We start from the raw sequence: 17,998 nt of genomic DNA, 5'->3' as shown, positions 1-17,998 counted from the left end.
CCATGTTTCCTCCCCGCATTCCGCGGGGTTGTGTGTGAGCATGTCTTGAGCGTCAAAAGCTCAAGAGAAATTCCAACAAGCAAGAATGGCGTGCGTCTCTACGACAACTCTACGTCATCTCACCAATCAAGCCGCCAATGTAACCTCAGATTTGGCTAGATTGGATTTTCACTTAAAGATTCCGACCTTATTTGGCGGGCCGAAGTACCATATTCAACTTCAAGAGTAGGCGGAATTTTTTCGTCTCGTCAAGCAAGTCACCTCGCGCGCCGTGGCCCGAAACGGCTCCGGCAGAGGCCTTTGCCGAGAGTTTCGAATCCTCGAGAAAACAACTTGCCAATCGTAGGTACTGTTATGCAAGTTAATTCGACGCGGGCCCCATGGCGATGGCGGCGCGACAATCAGCGAGGAGAGCAGGGCGATGTCGGCGAGCCTATCGGACGAGCAGAAGATCGCGGTCGGTCGTGAAATGGCCGCGGCCTGGAAGGCGATGGACTGGCGCAAGGTGGCCGACATGTTCACGCCCCAGGGCGTGCTGCACTCGATGATGGTCGAGCCGATCGTGGGGCGAGAGGCCGTCTACAAGCGCGTGTCGGGGCTGGGAGAGGGCCTGGAATCCATCACCTTGAACATCGCCCACATGGGGGTGGTCGATGGCGTGCTTTTCATGGAGCGGGTCGACGAGTTCGTGATCCGCGGGCGCGCCGGCTCGGCGCCGGTGGTCGGCGTCCTCGAATTCGACGGTCCGCTGATCAGCGTCTGGCGCGAGTATTACGACCGCGCCCATCTGCTGAAGAACATGGGGCTGGTCGAGGACTTCGATCAGAAGACTCGATAGTCCGGCCGAGCGACGCTAGCGGCCGAAGCTGCGCAGGGCGCCCGACTGGGCGGAGTCGATATACTCGTCCAGCCGGGTGATCAGCCCGTCCTTCATCTTGATGACGCAGCAGGCGTCCATCGCCCACTTCGTGCCGTCGGGCAGGGTGGCCTCCAGCACGTGCTGCTGCAGGAAGCCGTCGGACAGCGCCTCGCGCCGCACGACCCGATAGTTGCGATCGGGCAGGGTGCGGATGAACCACTCCAGCACCTTGATGTTCTGGTCGACGGTCTGCTCGATCCCGTCGCTGTTGTGCCAGAGCTTGGCGTCCGGCGCGTAGCAGGCGCGAACGGTGGCGACGTCGCCGCTCTGGATCGCGCCAACGAAGCGCTCGGCGAAGTCGAGATAGTCCTGGGCGGTCATCGGGGTTCCTCGCTCAGCGGCCGGTGGTGACGCGTTCGCCCGAGAGAGAGCGGCGCATCAGCAGTTCGTAGCCCATGGGATCGCGCGCCAGGTTGGCGCGGACATCCACGGCCATATAGTCGGTGTCGACCTCGCTCTCGCCGCGGCGGATGGCCTTCAGGCCGACCAGGGCGATGGTCTCGGGGGTCTCCTTGGCGCCCTCCACATGGCTGGCCATGCGGGTGTCGACCGAGCCTACGATCAAGGCGGTGACGCTGGTGTTCTGGGGGGCCAGTTCGGCCCGCAGACAGGTGGACATGGCGCGGCCCGCGAACTTCGACGGACTGTAGCCGCCCATGCCCGGCACCGCGACGATGCCGCCGGCCGACAGCACGTTGGCGATGGCGCTCTCCGGATGCCTGGCCAGGATCGGCGCGAACGCCCGGCACATGGCCAGCGGCCCGAAGTAGTTGGTCTCCATCTCGCTGCGCGCGGCCGTGAGGTCGGGCGCCCTCAGCAGCGTCTGCATGGCGAACTGGCCGGCGTTGTTCACCAGGATGCTGACGTCCTGGCACTGCGCGGCGGCGGCCTCGATCTGCTCCGGCTTGCTGACGTCCAGCTCGACCGGCACGACCCGGCCCTGGCCTTCGTCGACCAGGCGCCGGGCATTGGCGATGTCGCGCGTGCCGACGTAGACCTTGGTCGCGCCGGCGGCCAGGAAGGCGCGGACGAAGGCCTCGCCGATGCCCCGATTGCCGCCCGTGACCAGGGCGACGCTGCCTTTGATTTCCATCCCGAAAGTTCTTCTTGTTTGAGGTGTCTGGAGTTCCTCAGCCCATCGGGGCGATGAGGCCGTTGCGGATGAACTCCCGGTCGGCCCAGACGCTGTGGGTGCCGCTGGAAATCTTGTGGGGCAGGGCGATGCGTACGATGGGGCCAGCCTCGAAGTTCTTGCAGTCCACCAGGATGCATTCCGAGGTTTGGTTGTTCTCGTCGATGATGAAGCTGACGAGGTAGCCGTCGTCCTCGTCCTTGGCGTCGATGCGGGGGACGAAGGGGCTCTCGCTGGCGTAGCGGCCTTCGGGCAGGTTCAGCTCCCAGGACTCGCCCGTCTCGAGGTCGTGCTTCACATAGCCGTTGAACAGGAACCAGCCGGGCTTGGTCCGGGTGGAGTAGGCGTAGCGGTAGGGCCGGCCGGCGTAGCGCTGGTTGAACATCCCGAACTCCAGGATTCGGTCGTCCAGATGGTGCTCGCGGGTCTCGCCGGTCTTCAGGTTGAAGCGCCAGCGGTGCAGCTTGGGAATGAAGCTGTGCTCGTCGACGAACGCCATCATGTGGCCGAAGCCGTCCGGTGCGTCGGCGAGGGGGCGTGGGGTCGGCTTCTCCTGGAAGTAGCCGTCCATGACGATCTCGTCGCCGTCCTCATAGGCGTTGAGGAAGTGCAGGACGTAGGTCGGGTCGGCCTCGAACCACCTGATGTCGCGGGTGTCGCCGTGGCGCGGGATCACCGCGAAGCGTGACGGCATACCCCGGTGCTCGCGCACGGCGTGGACGTTCCGCTTCAGAAGTTCCTCGTCCCAGAACACCGGCAGGTCGTTGAGGATCGAATAGTTGGCGGTGAACGCCATGTCGTGGGGCAGGCGCGGGCCGGGCAGGGGCACCGGCACATAGTGAGACAGCTTCCCGGTCCGATCGACGACGCCATAGTGCATGTACGGCGCGTGCTTCGAATAGTTGAAGAACAGGAGTTCGCCGGTCGCCTCGTCGATCTTGGTGTGAGCCGAGACGCCGTCCAGCGGACCCCAACTCGCGACGCCGCCCTGTTCCAGGGACTCCGGGTCCAGCCAGTAGGCTTCGCCGCACTGGTAGAAGGTCGAGACGATCTTGCCGCCGTGCACCACCACATCCGTGCTGGACGCGTCCTTCAGGCCGCCATGGGCGCCGAAGCCCGGGCGCAGCGAGACCTCCGGGCCGTCCATCAAACCGCCCCACAGGGCCTGGCCGGCCTCCTGTTCGGCCTGGAAGCCGCGGGTGCGGACGAAGCGGTTGCGGTAGTCGGCGCGGCCGTCCTTGAAGCTGATCATGTGGATCATCCCGTCGCCATCGAAGGGATGGTAGCGGCCGAGCGGCTGCTGCACCGGGTTCTCGGTGTTGCGGACGTAGACCCCGTCGATGTCGGTCGGGATCGCGCCCTCGATGACCTCCAGGCCCTCGGCGTTCACCTCCTCATGCAGCGGCGTCCACGCCCCGGTCAGATAGGGATGGTTGCTGGGCCGCAGGCTGACTTGCACCGGCGGCAGGCGCTCCATCTTCATGAGAGCTCTCCGAGACTCGTTTCGGCGGCCGACGGACCGCCCTGGACTTCAACCTACCATCATGGTCTTGTTGTGCAAGTGACCTAGCCGACGAATGGGCGAACACCTGGCGTCCCGTACGGGGAACTGGAGGAATCATGAAGCGCATCCTGAGCATCCTGGCCGTCGTCCTGGCTGTGACCGCCGCGCCGATGCGGGCGGTGGCGGCGGACGGCGATCAGGCCAAGATCGCGGTGGCGCGGGAGATGATCGCAGCCTGGAAGGCCGCCGACTGGCGCAAGGTCGCCGACCTGTTCGCCGAGGACGGGGTGCTGCATTCCATGATGATCGCCCCGGTGGTGGGCCGCCCGGCGATCTACGAGCGGATCGCCGCGCTGGGCAAGGGCGCTCCGGGCGGCGTCATCCTCGACGTGGCCCACATGGGCGTGATCGACGGCCTGGTGTTCATCGAGCGCACGGACCGCTTCGTCTACAACGGCAAACCGGGCGCGGTGCCTGTCGTGGGCGTCCTCGACATCCGCGACGGTCGCGTCCAGGCGTGGCGCGAGTACTACGACCGCGCGGAGCTGTTGCGCGAGATGGGGGTCGCCGAGGGCGGCGCGCACTAGGCTTTCGTCCGCGCCCCGGGGCGCCGCTCGGCCACGTTGTCGGGCGTGAGCGGCGCGCGGCATCCGCTGCAGATCACCTGCGCGAGGATCGGCTTGCCACAGGCGTTGTGGGTCACCTCGACAGGCGGCCCCGAAGCGTCGGCCAGCCAGCGGTCAGCCCACAGCAGCAGCGCCAGGGCGTGGGGATAGAGGTCCTTGCCCTTCCTGGTCAGCCAGTACTCGTAGCGCGGGGGCGACAGCTCGTAGAGCCGGCGTTCGAACACTCCGTTCGCCACCAGCGCCCGCAAGCGGTCGGTGAGGATGTTTGTGGCGATGTCCAGCATGGCCTGGATGTCGTCGAAGCGGTGGACCCCGAAGTACTGGGTCGAGATGACCATTCCCGTCCATCGATCGCCGGTCATGTCGACGACGTCCGACGTCGGGCGGACGGTCTCGTCGGCGCCGCCGGGCTGGCGGCGGCGATGAAGGCGGGTGACCTGGATCTCCTCGACCCCAGCCCCTGGCCCGGGATGGTGGCTGCAGCTGTGCAGTGAGATGTCCCCGCCGCAATGCTCGCAGACCATCTGGGGGAGCATCGAGCGGCCGCACCCGGCGTGCGCCAGGCCAGCCGGCCCGTGGGGCGACACCTCGTCCCAGCGGATACCCCAGCTCCAGGCGAGCAGCACGGAGTCGAACAGCCCCTTGCCCATCTCGGTCAGGTGGTAGGCTTGGCGAGCGGCCCCCTCGCGGTGGGCCCGCCGCTCCAGGATCCCGTTGGCCACGAGGCCGCGCAGACGGTTGGACAGGGTGTTGCGCGGCGCGCCGGTGCGGGCCCGGAAGTCCTCGAAGCGGGTCGTGCCGCGGAACGCCTCTTCCAGGATCAACTGGCTCCAGCGGTCGCCGATGGCGTTCAGCGCCCGATGGACGGAGTTCTTGATGATCTTCCGCGTGCGCGCCATGGCGTTGGAGCCAAGGCCTATAGGCGCCCTTCCGGGGTGTCCAGCCTCTCGGAAGTTACTTGTGAAAAGAGACTATAGAGACGCTCAGGCCAGGCGCTCGACCACCACGGCGGCGCCGATCCCGCCGGCGGCCGATGCGGCCACCAGGCCCAGCCGCCCGTCGCACGCGTCGAGGGCGTCGAGCAGGGACGACAGCAGGATCGCGCCGGTCGCGCCCATGGGGTGGCCCTTGGCGAGGTGGCCGCCGCCGACATTGAGCTTCGCGGGGTCGACGGGGCGGTCGCGCAGGAACTTGGCGATGGTGACGGCGAAGGCCTCCATGAATTCGATCCGGTCCATGTCGCCGAGGTCCAGGCGGGCCTTGGCCAGGACCCTGTCCATGGCGGTGAAGCCCGCCAGCAGACCGGCCTGCGGGTCGCCGCCGGCCTCGGCGTAGGCGAGGATCCGCGCACGAGGCTGCTGGCCCCCGCCCGGTCGGCCGCCCAGCAGCGCCAGGCCGGCGCCGTCGCAGACCGGTGGGGCATGGGCGACGGTGTGGCGATGATCTATGGGGCCGTCGAGGGCGTCGGCGTAGGACCTGGCCAGGCTGGCGAACGCGGGGGGCATGGCGGCCAGCGACTGGGCGGTCATCTGCGGGCGCAGGCACTCCTCGCCGACCAGCCCGCCGACCGTGATGCGCGACCGCACCAGGGCGGGCGTCGCCTCAGCTTCGAGGGCGCGGACCTGCGAAGTGAGCGCGACGGCGTCCATCGCCTCGCGGGAGATTCCCTCGGCTTCGGCCAGCCGGTCCGCGGACAGGGCCACCGGAATGTAGCGGGCGCGCTTCGGCAGGCTGGCGTCGGTATAGTAATCCGCGGCGTCGGCCATGAACGGGGTGCGCGACATCATCTCTACCCCGCCTGCGAGGGCTCGATCGACGTCCCCCATCGCCACCCGCGCGGCCGCATGACCGATCGCGGTCAGTCCCGAGACGCAATAGTTGTTGATCGTGAAAGCGTAGGCCTCGTCGCGGACGCCGCTGTGCAGTTTGGAGACCAGGGCGATGTTGCCCCCCTGCGCACCGACCTGGCCGACGCACCCCAGCACCAGGGCCTCGGCGGCGCGGGGATCCCCGCCGCGCGCTTCGAGGCCGTCGACGAGGCCGGCCACCAGCTCCTGCGGCTTGAGGCCCGCCAGCCCGCCGTCGGGCCGGGCCTTGCCGCGGGCCGTGCGCACGGCGTCGTAGATCCAGGCGTCCATGCATCGGCCTCCAGCCGCGCCGGGTCAGGCGGGCCGGCCGACCACGAAGCTCACCACCGTCCCGAGCGAGCCGCCGATGTTCAGGGTTCCGTAGGTGCGGGCGTCCTCGACCTGATAGTCGCCGGCCGTGCCGGTGACCTGGCGGCCGGCGTCCAGCAGCATCCGCGCGCCCGTGGCGCCCACCGGATGACCGACGCCGATCAGGCCACCGGACGCGTTGACGGGGCAGCGGCCGCCCAACTCGATGACGCCCTCCTCGACGGCCTTCCAGCTCTGTCCGGGCTCGGTCAGGCCGAAGTGGTCGATGGCCATGTACTCGGTGGAGGTGAAGCAGTCGTGGGTCTCTATCCCGTCCAGGCTTTCCGGTCCCGGCACGCCCGCGCGGCGGAGGGCGTCGGTGATGGCCTTGCGCACGTGGGGGAAGACGTAGGCCTCGCCGCGGCTGCGTTCGATCTTGTCCAGAAAGCGGATGCCGGCGTTGGCGTGGCCCCAGCCGAGGATCTGCGGGAAGGCGGCGGCGTCCACGCCGCGCCGGCCGGCATAGGCCGCCATGAAGCGGTCCGAGCAGAGCACGATGGCCGTGGCGCCGTCGGTGATCTGGCCGCAGTCCTGGCGCCGCGTGCCCGGCTCGATCACCGGGTTGGCGGTGTCGTCGTCGGTGAAGGCGTCAGGCCCGAACTGCCACTTGCGGGTCTGGGCGTTGGGGTTCCGCTTGGCGTTGCCCAGGTTGATCTCGGCGATGCGGTTCAGGTGCCGGCGGTCGAGGCCGTAGCGTTCGCCATACTCCTGCGCCACGCGGCCGAACACGGCTGGCCACATGAAGCGGCAGTCGATGCCCTCCCGGCCCTGCCAGGACGCGGCGTTCTGCACCTTGGAAGCTTCGTCGCCGGGAAGGTTCTTCTCCTCCTCGACGCCGACGATCATCACGCAATCGTACCGCCCGGCCTCGATCTCGGCCGTGGCGGCGAGTACGGCGATGGACGACGAGGCGCAGGCGGCTTCATGGCGCATGGCGGGCTTGCCGTAGAACTCGGGAGTGACCTGGGCGACCATCGCCGCGAGGTGTCCCTGGCCGCGATAGAGTTCGCCGAAGGCGTTGCCGACATGGATCGCGTCGATGTCGGCATGGTCGAGCCGGCAGGCCGCCAAGGCCCCGGCGATGGCCTCGCCCATCATGTCGGTGAGGTCCAGGCCCTCCCGCGACCAGGCGCGCGCGAAGTCCGTCTGATGGCCGCCCAGGAGATAGATCGCCATGACTGCTTCCTTGTCCGCTTGCCGAGATATTGGCCACCCTAGCCAGATAGTACGGCAATGCAAGTTACCCCCGCCGCCGGTCTGGGATCGGGCGCTGGGGTCTGTGGGTTCTTTTATGCAAGCAACACTGCGGCGGCGGTTGACGGCCTGAAGACGGCTCAATAGGTTCCAATTTGCAAGTTTGTTCAGGGGCGCTTCTGATGCAGGGCTACGAGGCGATCCGGTCGCGCCTGCGCATTCCGGCCATCGCCGCGCCGATGTTCCTGGTCTCCGGCCCGGAGCTGGTCCTCGCCGCCTGTCGTGCCGGCATCGTCGGCAGCTTCCCCGCCAACAACGCCCGCACCATCGAGGAGCTGGACGCCTGGATGACCGAGATCGCCGATGCGGCGCGGGCGATGGATATGCCGTGGGCGATCAACATCATGGTCCACCGCACCTATGCGCGGACCGCCGAGGAGCTGGAACTCGTCCTGAAGCACAAGCCCCCGATCGTGATCACGGCCCTGGGCAGCCCCAGGCAGATCGTGGCGGCCATCCAGGGCTATGGCGGCATGGTGTTCGCGGACGTCAACTCGATCACCTATGCGCGCAAGGCCGCCGAGGTCGGGGTCGACGGCCTGGTGCTGGTCTCCGCAGGCGCCGGCGGGCACACCGGCCAGCTCTCGGCCTTCGCCTTCGTGCCCGCGGTGCGCGAGTTCTTCGAGGGCGTCATCGTGCTGGGCGGGGCTATCGGATCGGGCCGCGCGGTCCGCGCGGCGGAGATCCTGGGCGCCGATTTCGCCTACCTCGGCACCCGCCTGATCGCGTCAGAGGAAAGCATCGCCCACCCGGACTACAAGCAGATGCTGATCGACGCCTCGGCCGACGAGATCATCCTGTCCGCCTCGCTGACGGGCGTGCCGGCGAACTGGTTGAAGGGCAGCCTGATCGCGGCCGGCTACGACCCCGCCCAGATGGGGCCGAAGGCCGAGATCGAACTGGGCCGCCCGGAGTCGGACGCCACCAAGCGCTGGCGCGACGTGTGGTCCGCGGGCCAGGGCGTGGGGGCCGTCCGCCTGGTCGAGAAGGTCTCCCGGATCGTCGATGACCTGGCTTCGGAATACGAGGCGGTGAGGGGCTAGGCTGCGCGGCCCGCCCCAGGGCCCGCGGCGCGCGAGGAGGACCTGCGATGAGCAACCGGACAGTGCTCGTGACCGGTGCGGCCGGCGACATCGGGGCCGCCGCGGCCGCGCGTTTCGCGCGGGATGGCGATCGGGTCGTGGTGACGGATCGGCGCCGGGAAGACCTCGACCGGGTCGCCGCGGCGCTGCGCGAGGCGGGCGTCGAGGTGCTCGCCCACGCCTGCGACCAGACCGACCCCGAGGCAGTGGCCGGCCTGTTCTCCGCCGTCGAGGCGTTCGGACCGCTACGCGCCGCCTTCGTCAACGCCGGCTACGGACGTTACGGGACCTTGATCGACATGAGCTTCGAGCAGTGGCGGCGGCACATCGACGTCAATCTCAACGGCGGGTTCCTGATGGCCCAGGGCGCGGCCCAACAGATGGCCAAGGCGGGCGAGGGCGGCGCCATCGTCATCAACGCCTCGACGGCCGCTTCCCATGTCTGCGACCTGCTGGGCGCCTATGCCGCCTCCAAGGCGGGCCTTTCCATGCTGGCGCGCACGCTGGCCTCGGAGCTCGGCGTGCACCGGATCCGCGTGAACCTGATCCTGCCGGGGGTCATCGAGACCACGATGACGCGTTCGCTTCTCGACGACCCCGCCACCCGCGCCGACGTGCTCTCGGAAACGCCGGTGGGCCGCCTTGGCCAGCCCGAGGACGTCGCCCGGCTGGTGGCGTTCCTCTGCAGCGACGAGGCGGGGTTCATCACCGGCGCCGAGGTTCTGGTGGACGGGGGACAGACCATCCACGGCTATCCCCGGTGGTTCCGGGCCGACTACGCCAGGCCGGGAGCGGAATGGCGCCCGATGGCCGGCTAGCCCAGCGCCATCACGCCGGGGTCCGGCGCCTCGGCGAACAGCCGCTCGACGTCGCCGGCGCGCCGATCGATCACCGCGCGGCGGTTGATCGTTCCCTTGTCCGAGATCTCGTGGGCGTTGGCGTTGGGCGGTTCGCTCAGCAGCAGCGCCCGCTTCACCCGCGCCGCGCCGCCGTGCTGTTCGGCGTTGTAGGCCGCGAGCCGCCGCGCGATCTCCCCCGGATCGGCGCCGGCCGTGGGCCACAGCATCACGCCCAGGTGAGGCCGACCGTCATCGCAGAGCACGAGGTCCAGGACCAGTGGCGAGAGCGCCTTGATCAGCCCGTCGCGCAACGCGCCGCCGTAGACCCAGGTCCCGCTGGACAGCTTGAACTCCTCCGCGGCGCGGCCGGCGAAGGCCAGGCCCTGCGTCGGATCGGCGGGGTCGTGGAACACCGCCAGGTCGCCGGTGCGATAGAAGCCCTCCTCGTCAAACGCCGCAGCGGTCTTCTCCGGCTCGTCCAGGTAGCCCGAAGTGACGTTCGGCCCACGGGCGCGGACCTCGTAGCGGTCGTCCGAGGGCGCCAGCTTAAGGGTCGTGCCGGGCGCCGGCAGGCCGATGCCGACCTTATCGGTCTCGAAGTGGATGACCATGAAGGCCGAGACGGTCTCGGTCATGCCGTAGCCGCTGGTCATCATGATCCGGTGGCCGGTCTCGGCGACCGCGGCGGCCTGCAGCCGGTCGTGGACGGTCTGCGACAGCCCCGCGCCGCCGTACAGCATCAGCCGCATCTTCTTGAAGAAGGTGGCCCGCAGCACCGGGTCGGTCTCCAGCGCCTCGACCAGCATGGTGTAGCCCAGCGGCACGTTGTTGAAGTAGCTGACCGGGATCTCCCGCAGGTTGCGGATCGAGGTCTCGAACAGGCCCGGCGCCGGCTTGCCGTCGTCGATGTAGAGCGTGCCGCCTTCCAGCAGCGTGGTCCGGAGCACGAAGGCGCCGGCCGCATGGTGCCAAGGCAGCCAGTCCAGCATGACGTCGTGCCAGCCCGCCGCCTCGCCGATGGTCTGCTGGCACTGGGCGCTGTTGGCGGCGAGGTTGTCGAAGGTGATCGGCACGACCTTGGGCAGGCCGGTGGATCCCGAGGTCAGCATCAGGGCGGCGCGGTCCTGCGGCTTCAGCGCGGCGATGGAGGCCGCGACCGCCTCGGCGGGCGCCGTGCGCAGGATGTCGGCATAGGCCGTGGCCGGCTTCGCCAGGTGCGAGGGGTCGGTGGTGACGATGGTCGCGCGGCCCAGGTCCAGCCGGTCCAGGGCGCCTGCGGCCGCGGCGCTGTCTTCGGCGAAGACCACGGCGGGCTTCACCTTGGCGATCACATGGGCCAGGCGGCCATAGTCGCCGCCCAGCGCCGCGTAGGTCGTGCTGACCGGGCAGACCGCCCGCCCGCCGGCCTGGGCCGCAAAGCTCATCACGGCGAAGGCCGGCGTATTGCCCGCCAGGACCAGGACCGGCCCTGGCCTGGGCTGGTCCAACAACCACTGGGTGGCGGCGTCCATGTCGCGCTTGAGCTGGGCGAAGGAGGTGTAGATCCATTCCCCGTCCGGCCCGCGCCGCGCCAGCGCCGGCTTGTCGCCGGAGGCGGCGGCGCGCGCCGCGAAGGCCGCGGGGATGTTGGCCTCGTAGGGCCTGAGCGGGACCTTCGAGGCGATCAGGATCGTCCCGTCGGGCCGCCGTTCGATGGCGAGGTCGACTGGCAACAGCTTGGCTTCCCGGAATGGGGCGGGCGGGTCGGAGGCCAGGGTCTCGCGGGTCATGGTTTCCTCGCCTGGCCGTTCTCGGCCTTGTCGGTGCGATTGCACAGGTGATCGGATCGAAGCCAAGCCGCCCCTCAACCCGCGGTCAGCACGTCGCGCCCGTCCATGAAGGCCGCGAAGGCTGCGTGGGAATCCGGATAGGTCTCGCGCGGCTGGGCGCCGATGGCGGCATGGACTGCGGCGCCGACGTCGCGGCCTGCGATGGCGACGGGCGCGCCTTCGACGGCGAAGGCTGCGCGCAGCCGGCCACCGCCGGACACCAGGGTCTGGCCACTGACGTCGCATCCTTCGCTGACCAGCCAGGCGACCAGGGGCGCGACGGCCGCCGGATCCATCCGCTCGGCCTGGCCCGGCGCGAGGAAAGGTTCGGTCATCGCCGTGACGGCGTAGGGCGCGATGGCGTTGATCGTCAGGTTGCGTGGGCGGCCCTCGACCGCCAGGCCGCGGACCAGGCCGATCAGCGCCGCCTTGGAGGAGGCGTAGGCCGCCATGCCGTCGCCGCCGTGCAGGCCGGCCGAGGAGGCGCTGACCACGATGCGTCCAGCGGGCGCCTCCGACAGCACCGGCCAAGCGGCCTGGACCAGGTGGAAGGCGCCGAAGAAATTGATGTCGAAGATCCGCTGGAAGCCCTCACGGGTCTGGCGGTGCAGGCGCCTGGTCTCCGGCACGCCGGCGTTGGAGACCACGGCGTCCAGACGGCCGAACTCGGCGAGCGCCTGGGCCACCAGCGCCTCGCCGGTCTCCGGCGCCTCGGCCGGATCGATGTTGGCGACGGCGCGGCCGCCCAGCGCGCGGACCTCCGCGGCCACCGCCTCGGCGCTGGAGGGCGCGGACCTGTCCGCCCAGCGGTTGTTGACGACCAGACTGGCGCCTCGCGCCGCGAGGTCCAGGGCGTAGGCGCGGCCCAGCCCCTTGCCGGCCCCGGTCACGATCACCACGCGGTCGCGCAGGCTGGTCATTGAAGGTCTCCTCGGAAGGGCGTCGCCAGGGGTCGCGTCACTACGCCGGGGGCCGCGGCGCAGACGATCGGGATCGCGTTCAGCACCATCCCCGCCACCCCGAGCTGCTCGGCGGACGTCGGCGTCGTGTCGCCGGGCCGCTTTTCGAGGTCGATGGCGATCCTGACGCCAGGCTGGCCGGTCACGTGGATACGCCAGAGCGGCGGAGCGGGGTCGGGCAGGTGCGCCGTCTCCATGTACCAGTGGATCGACATGGTCAGCTTCGGCGCGCCGCCCACGATCGCCCGCCAGCGCCAGTTCACATGGCTGACCCGACCCTCGGGGATCGGGCCGGCGGCAGTGTGCAGGTCTGCGCTGGCCGGCAGCACCACGTGGTCGGTGTCGATGCGGTCGAGCGCCAGGCCCAGATGCTCTGCCATGGCGGAGAGCACCTCGACGTACATGCCGTTCAGCGACGAGGCCGGTCCCCAGGACGGATCGTTCGGATCGACGGCCCGCGGATCGCTCCCGAAGCCCAGGACCCGGAAAACGTAGTCGGGATTGCGCACCGCCCGGCAGTCGACGCTCTCGACGATCTCGATGTGGTCCAGCTGCGCGCAGACGCCCGTGGCCACGACCGCGATCTGCTCGGCCGCGAACCCAGGGTTCAGGCCGGCGGCCATCAGGCTGGTCCCGCCCATGTCGCAGGCGGCCTGGAGGGCGGCCAGGCGGTCGCCGGCCCAGTGCTGCGGGCGGCTGTAGCCATTGATGCTGATGACATTCTTGCCCGAGGCGAGCAGCGCCAGGATGTCGGCGTCGTGCGACCCGTAGGGCGGCGCCAGACGGGCGGCGTGGATCACCACGTCGGCGTCGAGCGCCAGGATGGCGTCGGCGTCGCGGGTGGCGATCACCCCGCTCGGGGGGCGCCGCGCGATGTCGCCGGCGTCGCGCCCGACCTTGTCGTCGCCATAGACGTAGAGGCCCACGAGCTCCATCGCCGGGTGGTCGATCACCGCCCGCAGGCAGCTCTTTCCCATCGCCCCGGTGGCCCACTGGATGACGCGATATGCCATGCCGCTCCTCGTCGCCGCGGGAGCCTAGCCGAACGAGTATCGTTATGAAAGTGACTATCGTGGCCGCGTCAGGCCTCCGCGAGCTCGCCCTCGCGGTTCTCGGCCTCGATCACCTCGAAGGTCACGTCGTGCGGTTCGACCGGCTGGCTGCAGCACGAGCAGGTGACCGCGGGCTCCAGGTCGTGGCCGTCGGCCTTGTGCCGCAGGAGCAGGGGCGGACCCTCGGGTGAGACGTAGTACTTGTCCCCCCATTGCAGCAGCATCAGCAGTACGGGGTAGTAGTCGATCCCCTTCTCGGTGAGCCGGTACTCGGATCGCCGGCCCGGCAGCTCGTGCGCGCGGATCACGCCCTGGGCGGTCAGCCAGGAAAGGCGCTCGGACAGGATGTTGGTGGCCATGGCGGTGTCGCGATGGATCTCGTCGAACCGGCGCAGGCCCGTGAAGATCGAACGCAGGATCAGGCTGGCCCAGCGGTCGCCGGTGATCTGCGCCACCTCCACCATCAGGCCCGACGCCAGTTCGGCGGCGTAACGCTGCTGGCGGCGGCGGCTGTAGCGGGCGCTCATCCAGCCGACCCCGGGGCCCTCGGTCCAGTCGACGTCCCGCGCGCTGATCTCGTCTCCGCACTTCAGGCAGGTGGGCGTCGGCTCGAAGACGTGGCCACAGGTGCGGTGGCGCATCTCCAGCCGCAGCTTGCCGTCGGCGGCCCCCCAGCGCCGTTCCCAGCGCAGCATCATCAACGCGGGCCAGTAGAGGTCGCGGCCCTTGCGGGTCAGCCGGTATTCGAAGCGCGGCGGGGTTTCGCTGTAGAGCACCTTCTCAAAGACCTCGGCGGCCACCAGGCGTTTCAGCCGGTCGCTGAGCAGGGTCTGCAGGAGGCCCGTCCGGGCGCGGAACTGGTCGAACCGGCGCGCGCCGATCCAGCTGGCCTCGAGGATCAGCAGGACGGAAGTGTCCCCGACGACCTCCAGCGCCCGCCAGATCGAACAGGTGCGGATAAACTTCGGCGGCGACATGTTGCGGTCTTCAAGCCCCAGGGATCGGACCGCCAAGGCTCGCGGAACGGGTACGATAGCGCAAGCCGCATTCTCAGACGCCATCCCGCCACGCGCCGTCTGCCCTCGCGCGGTCAGGAGGCGGCCACGCCCGAAAGCTCGCGGCGCAGGACCTTGCCCAGTGGGTTGCGCGGCAGGGCCTCCACGATGCGCAGCTTCTCCGGGAGCTTGTACGTGGCCACGTCCTGCGCCTTCAGATGCTCGCACAGCTCGTCCAGGGTCAGCGTCTGGTCCGGCCGCAGGGCCACGACCGCGCAGACTCGTTCCCCCAGCCGCTCGTCGGGATAGGCCGCGCAGCTCGCCTCCCGCACCCTGGGATGGCTCTCGATCAGCACGTCCACCTCGGCGGGCGAGATGTTCTGGCCGCCGCGGATGATGATCTCCTTGCAGCGTCCGACGAAGCGGTAATAGCGGCCGTCTGCTTCCGGGGTGATCTCGAACAGGTCGCCGGTCCGGAAATAGCCCTGGGCGTCGAAGGCGGCGGCCGTTAGGTCCGGCGCCCGCCAGTAGCCATCGAAGGTCATGGCGCCGTCGATACGCAGTTCGCCCTCGACGCCGGGAACGGTGATCTCCTGTTCGGTCTCGGGGTTGACCAGGCGCGTGCGGATCTTAGCCGGGAACGACGCCGGCCATTCGAGACCCTCCGCGCCGAACCGGGGGAAGAAGCGGGCACGCTGCTCGGGATCTGGGATCGCCTCTCCCGTCGAGAACAGGGACGTGCCCTCGTTCGAGCCGAAGACGTTCATCACGGTGACGCCGTGCCGGTCCTGCCACCCCTTCACCATCCACGGGGCCAGCGGCGCGGAGCCCGAGCCCAGGCAGCGCAGGTGTGACAGGTCCGTCGCCGCCAGCAGCGCCTCGCTGTTCAGCAGCATGTTCAGCACGGCGGGCGGAGCCACGGTATAGGCCACACCCTCGTCCTGCATCTGGCCCAGGAAGATCGGCAGGTCGAACGGCTGGTGCTGGATCAGCCGCCCCTGGCAGAGCAGCCAGGGCATCACCATCCCGCCGATGGACGCGATGTTGATCAGCGGGAAGGGGTTGAGGATGGCGTCGCCCACCCGCAGGCCGGCCGCCTCGACCAGGGCCTCTCCGTTGACGACCCAGTGGTCGTGGTGCCGCGGCACTCCCTTCGGCATCGCCTCGGTGCCCGAGGTCCAGCAGAGCGTCAGGGCTTCGGCAGCGTCCAGGTCGGCCGGGGTGGGGAATGGCCAGACCTGGGCATTCGCCGTGAGCTGGTCCAACGCGTGCGCGCCGGGCGGCGCCTGGCCGCCGAGGACGACGATCTGTGCGCCCGTCACCCCCTCGCGCTTGAGGTCCGCGAGCATGGCGGCGTGGTCGCAGCCGTGAAACAGACCGGTCGTCAGATAGACCCGCGGCGTCACCGACGGCAGGATCTGACGCAGCTCGTGGGCGCGATAGGCCATGGCGACGGGGCTCAGGATCGCCCCCATCCGGGCGCAGGCCAGGAAGGCGAGCACGCCCTCGACCACGTTCGGCAACTGCGTAGCCACGACGTCGCCGCGCCCTACGCCGAGGGCGGAGAAGGCATGAGCCATCTCGTCCACGGCCCGGTCCACGGCGGCAAAGGTCATCCGCCGCCGGGGCGAGCCGACCAAGGCTTCCCGGTTGGGTGCGTCGGCGAGGGCCTCGGCTTCGCCGCGCTCGGCGACCGCCTTTCGGAACAGGCTGTCGACGGTTTCTCCTCGCCACCACCCCCTGCGGCGGTACTCGGCGACACGTTCGGGCGAACTGGGATTCAAGCAGGACTCCGGGGTGCAAACCGCGTCATGGCGCAGGCGCCCGCGCCGCCGAAAGAGCTCGCACAGTGCGTATGGTAATGCAAGTTAACGCGAAGCCTGCAGCCGTGATGCCTCGCCGGCCGCAGCAGGAACGCGCCCGCGCCGGCGGCGATCAGGGCGAGTCGCATTTCGCCTCCGTCGCGTGATTGTACAGACCGCTACGACGCCGCTTGGGCCTCCGCCCCAAACCGCTCCGCGTCATGGCATCATGGCGAAGATGGTCTTAGGCCTGTAGCAGGGCGTTTCAGAGAACTTCGGTCTGTGGCAAGATGTTGAAAACGTGGAAAAATCATGTTTTCAGGAGCGGCCGACTTGGTTCGTTGCCGGATTTCGCGACCTATGTGTGACCTGGATGGCGGGGCGGCGGCACCGCCCGGCCAGGTTGCGTGATGACGCGGTGAAACCTTCCGCGGGGCGGCAGAAAGCCTTACGCGGACGACGAGCGCGACGACGATCTGCTGACCCGGGCGGAGGCGTCTGCCTTTCTCGCCCGCTTCAGCGTCCGCATGAAACCCGCAACCCTGGCCCGGATCTGGTCGGTCGGCCAGGATGGCCCGCCGTGCCGTCACATAAGGCGCAAACCCTATTATCCTCGCGGCGAGCTGCGCGCCTGGGCGCTCCGCCAACGCACGGGCCTCAGGGCCTCTCGCACGCCGACCGCGCCGGGCGCGGAAGCGCGGCGGTGACCCATGACACATTGGAGGGATTTCCTGGATGCGGACGCCCCCGGCGGCGACTACCTGCCTTGGAGTGTCGTCAAGCGCCGCACCAGCCTCAGCCGAACCACGGCTTGGCGGCTTCAGAAGCGCGGTGAATTTCCTGAACCCTACAACATCTCACCGGGCCGGGTCGGCTATCGGGAAGATGAGGTCAAGGCGTGGCAGATCTCCTGAGACCACAGCGCCGCCCGAACCGTTGCATCGGCTGCGCGTCCGCCCGGCCCGCCGACCCTCGACGCGGCGCCAGCCGCTATCGCTTCGCGGCGCCAAACCGACGAGCGGACCGCGGCCTCCGCCCGATCCCCTCAGACCGGTGCGTCAACGCCCCCGACTTCACCCTGCGACGAGGCGGCGCCCGTCACGAACGTCGTGCCCTCGCCGGCGGAGAAGCGGGAGAGACTGGCGCGCCGACGGTCCCAACATGCGCTGGCGATCGCCCAGCAGATGCACTTGGACTTCTGAACGGTCTCAGACGCCGGGGTGGAGATACGTATCCGCTGTTCGCGGCGGAGGTCGTCGCCCATAGGGTCGAAGCAGACGTCGGCGCCTTTGCCGTCGGTCAACGCCATGACCCGTTCGGTCAGGTTCTCCTGACCGTTCAAAATCTGCTTCGCCTAGATGTCGGGTGCGTGACACGCAGAACGAACAGCCCTGGTCCTCATGGCTGCTGTTGGTACTAGCGTTGGCGCCTGCGGTTCCAGCAGGTCCACTTCTCTCGGAAATTCGAGTCTAGCCGGGGCCCACCAGCCGCCGGTTTCAACCGATCTCGGAAAGTCCGGAAAATTCCCGTTAACGCATTGTTATAGATGAAAAATCGGGAACTTGACGACGGCTTCACGCCCCTTCGTCCTTGGGTGACCGTTCTCGATCCTTCGTCGGGGCCGCGCCGCGCGGTTTCGTTCCCGCCGCTTCCGCGATCAAGCGGTCGGTGAGGACGTCCTTGTACCAGTGCAGGAGGTCGAGTCCGGGCTGGATGGATTTGGGGTCGTTGGAGAACATGAGGAGGATGGAGAGGCCCTGCATGGCGGCGCGGTTGAGCTGTGACATGGCCTCGACGGTGGCGCGGTCGG

At 69.0% G+C, this 17,998-nt stretch carries 18 protein-coding genes; 5 read left to right on the top strand and 13 right to left on the bottom strand.

The window, feature by feature from the left end; genetic code table 11:
- The first annotated feature begins 421 nt into the window (after nt 1-421).
- On the top strand, nt 422-838 hold the full coding sequence (locus EPO51_RS19070) for a nuclear transport factor 2 family protein (protein WP_293353507.1): 417 nt from the start codon (nt 422-424) through the stop codon (nt 836-838).
- A gap of 15 nt (nt 839-853) precedes the next feature.
- Here EPO51_RS19070 and EPO51_RS19065 read toward each other — a convergent pair whose 3' ends face one another.
- The 3 genes from EPO51_RS19065 to EPO51_RS19055 are packed head-to-tail and all read right to left on the bottom strand — an operon-like array spanning nt 854 to nt 3,534.
- Nucleotides 854-1,240, bottom strand: a complete 387-nt coding sequence (locus EPO51_RS19065; protein WP_293353505.1) for a nuclear transport factor 2 family protein — start codon at nt 1,238-1,240, stop codon at nt 854-856.
- Nucleotides 1,241-1,253: 13 nt separating this feature from the next.
- Complete coding sequence (locus tag EPO51_RS19060; RefSeq protein WP_293353503.1) at nt 1,254-2,012, bottom strand: SDR family oxidoreductase; 759 nt, start codon at nt 2,010-2,012, stop codon at nt 1,254-1,256.
- Between the two features lie 37 nt (nt 2,013-2,049).
- Complete coding sequence (locus EPO51_RS19055; RefSeq protein ID WP_293353501.1) at nt 2,050-3,534, bottom strand: carotenoid oxygenase family protein; 1,485 nt, start codon at nt 3,532-3,534, stop codon at nt 2,050-2,052.
- A gap of 137 nt (nt 3,535-3,671) precedes the next feature.
- On the opposite strand from EPO51_RS19055, the gene EPO51_RS19050 reads away from it, so the two are divergent.
- Nucleotides 3,672-4,142: a nuclear transport factor 2 family protein gene (locus EPO51_RS19050; RefSeq protein ID WP_293353499.1), complete on the top strand. Its 471-nt coding sequence runs from the start codon at nt 3,672-3,674 to the stop codon at nt 4,140-4,142.
- On the opposite strand, the gene EPO51_RS19045 is transcribed toward EPO51_RS19050, so the two are convergent.
- The 3 genes from EPO51_RS19045 to EPO51_RS19035 all read right to left on the bottom strand — a co-directional run bounded on the left by EPO51_RS19045 (nt 4,139) and on the right by EPO51_RS19035 (nt 7,573).
- On the bottom strand, nt 4,139-5,080 hold the full coding sequence (locus EPO51_RS19045; protein ID WP_293353497.1) for a winged helix-turn-helix transcriptional regulator: 942 nt from the start codon (nt 5,078-5,080) through the stop codon (nt 4,139-4,141). The genes EPO51_RS19050 and EPO51_RS19045 overlap by 4 nt on opposite strands.
- Before the next feature lie 84 nt (nt 5,081-5,164).
- Complete coding sequence (locus EPO51_RS19040) at nt 5,165-6,319, bottom strand: acetyl-CoA C-acyltransferase (protein WP_293353495.1); 1,155 nt, start codon at nt 6,317-6,319, stop codon at nt 5,165-5,167.
- Between the two features lie 24 nt (nt 6,320-6,343).
- Nucleotides 6,344-7,573, bottom strand: a complete 1,230-nt coding sequence (locus EPO51_RS19035) for an acetyl-CoA acetyltransferase (RefSeq protein WP_293353469.1) — start codon at nt 7,571-7,573, stop codon at nt 6,344-6,346.
- 200 nt (nt 7,574-7,773) lie between these two features.
- Between EPO51_RS19035 and EPO51_RS19030 the strand changes: the two genes are divergently transcribed.
- Both EPO51_RS19030 and EPO51_RS19025 read left to right on the top strand, forming a co-directional pair.
- Nucleotides 7,774-8,694, top strand: coding sequence for an NAD(P)H-dependent flavin oxidoreductase (locus EPO51_RS19030; protein ID WP_293353467.1), 921 nt, complete (start codon nt 7,774-7,776; stop codon nt 8,692-8,694).
- Nucleotides 8,695-8,741: 47 nt separating this feature from the next.
- Entirely contained in the window at nt 8,742-9,551 is an 810-nt protein-coding gene (locus tag EPO51_RS19025) for an SDR family NAD(P)-dependent oxidoreductase (RefSeq protein ID WP_293353465.1), read from the top strand.
- On the opposite strand, the gene EPO51_RS19020 is transcribed toward EPO51_RS19025, so the two are convergent.
- From EPO51_RS19020 to EPO51_RS19000, 5 genes are all read right to left on the bottom strand, one after another.
- On the bottom strand, nt 9,548-11,341 hold the full coding sequence (locus EPO51_RS19020) for an AMP-binding protein (RefSeq protein ID WP_293353463.1): 1,794 nt from the start codon (nt 11,339-11,341) through the stop codon (nt 9,548-9,550). The genes EPO51_RS19025 and EPO51_RS19020 overlap by 4 nt on opposite strands.
- Before the next feature lie 74 nt (nt 11,342-11,415).
- Nucleotides 11,416-12,300, bottom strand: coding sequence for an SDR family NAD(P)-dependent oxidoreductase (locus EPO51_RS19015; RefSeq protein WP_293353461.1), 885 nt, complete (start codon nt 12,298-12,300; stop codon nt 11,416-11,418).
- Entirely contained in the window at nt 12,297-13,352 is a 1,056-nt protein-coding gene (locus EPO51_RS19010; RefSeq protein ID WP_293353459.1) for an NAD(P)H-dependent amine dehydrogenase family protein, read from the bottom strand. Before EPO51_RS19010 ends, EPO51_RS19015 begins: the two co-directional genes overlap by 4 nt.
- A 68-nt stretch (nt 13,353-13,420) precedes the next feature.
- A complete protein-coding gene (locus EPO51_RS19005; protein ID WP_293353457.1) occupies nt 13,421-14,368 on the bottom strand; it encodes a winged helix-turn-helix transcriptional regulator in 948 nt (315 codons plus the stop codon).
- Nucleotides 14,369-14,481: 113 nt separating this feature from the next.
- Nucleotides 14,482-16,170: a class I adenylate-forming enzyme family protein gene (locus EPO51_RS19000; protein ID WP_293353455.1), complete on the bottom strand. Its 1,689-nt coding sequence runs from the start codon at nt 16,168-16,170 to the stop codon at nt 14,482-14,484.
- Between the two features lie 728 nt (nt 16,171-16,898).
- Between EPO51_RS19000 and EPO51_RS18995 the strand changes: the two genes are divergently transcribed.
- The gene (locus tag EPO51_RS18995) at nt 16,899-17,102 is read left to right on the top strand and encodes a helix-turn-helix transcriptional regulator (RefSeq protein WP_293353453.1); all 204 of its coding nucleotides are present in this window, start codon (nt 16,899-16,901) and stop codon (nt 17,100-17,102) included.
- 131 nt (nt 17,103-17,233) lie between these two features.
- Here EPO51_RS18995 and EPO51_RS18990 read toward each other — a convergent pair whose 3' ends face one another.
- On the bottom strand, nt 17,234-17,497 hold the full coding sequence (locus EPO51_RS18990; RefSeq protein WP_293353450.1) for a hypothetical protein: 264 nt from the start codon (nt 17,495-17,497) through the stop codon (nt 17,234-17,236).
- Nucleotides 17,498-17,762: 265 nt separating this feature from the next.
- The coding region (locus EPO51_RS18985; protein WP_293353448.1) for a hypothetical protein at nt 17,763-17,998 on the bottom strand (236 nt) is incomplete at its 5' end.

The sequence above is a fragment of the Phenylobacterium sp. genome (genome assembly GCF_004297125.1).
GTDB lineage: Bacteria > Pseudomonadota > Alphaproteobacteria > Caulobacterales > Caulobacteraceae > Phenylobacterium.
The sequence above is the reverse complement of the archived record's forward strand: the minus strand, read 5'-3'. Positions and strand labels throughout refer to the sequence as shown.

Coding starts and splice junctions, on each gene's coding strand:
- EPO51_RS19070 (WP_293353507.1), top strand. CDS start 422: ATGTCGGCGAGCCTATCGGACGAGCAGAAGATCGCGGTCGGTCGTGAA.
- EPO51_RS19065 (WP_293353505.1), bottom strand. CDS start 1,240: ATGACCGCCCAGGACTATCTCGACTTCGCCGAGCGCTTCGTTGGCGCG.
- EPO51_RS19060 (WP_293353503.1), bottom strand. CDS start 2,012: ATGGAAATCAAAGGCAGCGTCGCCCTGGTCACGGGCGGCAATCGGGGC.
- EPO51_RS19055 (WP_293353501.1), bottom strand. CDS start 3,534: ATGAAGATGGAGCGCCTGCCGCCGGTGCAAGTCAGCCTGCGGCCCAGC.
- EPO51_RS19050 (WP_293353499.1), top strand. CDS start 3,672: ATGAAGCGCATCCTGAGCATCCTGGCCGTCGTCCTGGCTGTGACCGCC.
- EPO51_RS19045 (WP_293353497.1), bottom strand. CDS start 5,080: ATGGCGCGCACGCGGAAGATCATCAAGAACTCCGTCCATCGGGCGCTG.
- EPO51_RS19040 (WP_293353495.1), bottom strand. CDS start 6,319: ATGGACGCCTGGATCTACGACGCCGTGCGCACGGCCCGCGGCAAGGCC.
- EPO51_RS19035 (WP_293353469.1), bottom strand. CDS start 7,573: ATGGCGATCTATCTCCTGGGCGGCCATCAGACGGACTTCGCGCGCGCC.
- EPO51_RS19030 (WP_293353467.1), top strand. CDS start 7,774: ATGCAGGGCTACGAGGCGATCCGGTCGCGCCTGCGCATTCCGGCCATC.
- EPO51_RS19025 (WP_293353465.1), top strand. CDS start 8,742: ATGAGCAACCGGACAGTGCTCGTGACCGGTGCGGCCGGCGACATCGGG.
- EPO51_RS19020 (WP_293353463.1), bottom strand. CDS start 11,341: ATGACCCGCGAGACCCTGGCCTCCGACCCGCCCGCCCCATTCCGGGAA.
- EPO51_RS19015 (WP_293353461.1), bottom strand. CDS start 12,300: ATGACCAGCCTGCGCGACCGCGTGGTGATCGTGACCGGGGCCGGCAAG.
- EPO51_RS19010 (WP_293353459.1), bottom strand. CDS start 13,352: ATGGCATATCGCGTCATCCAGTGGGCCACCGGGGCGATGGGAAAGAGC.
- EPO51_RS19005 (WP_293353457.1), bottom strand. CDS start 14,368: ATGTCGCCGCCGAAGTTTATCCGCACCTGTTCGATCTGGCGGGCGCTG.
- EPO51_RS18995 (WP_293353453.1), top strand. CDS start 16,899: ATGACACATTGGAGGGATTTCCTGGATGCGGACGCCCCCGGCGGCGAC.
- EPO51_RS18990 (WP_293353450.1), bottom strand. CDS start 17,497: ATGGCGTTGACCGACGGCAAAGGCGCCGACGTCTGCTTCGACCCTATG.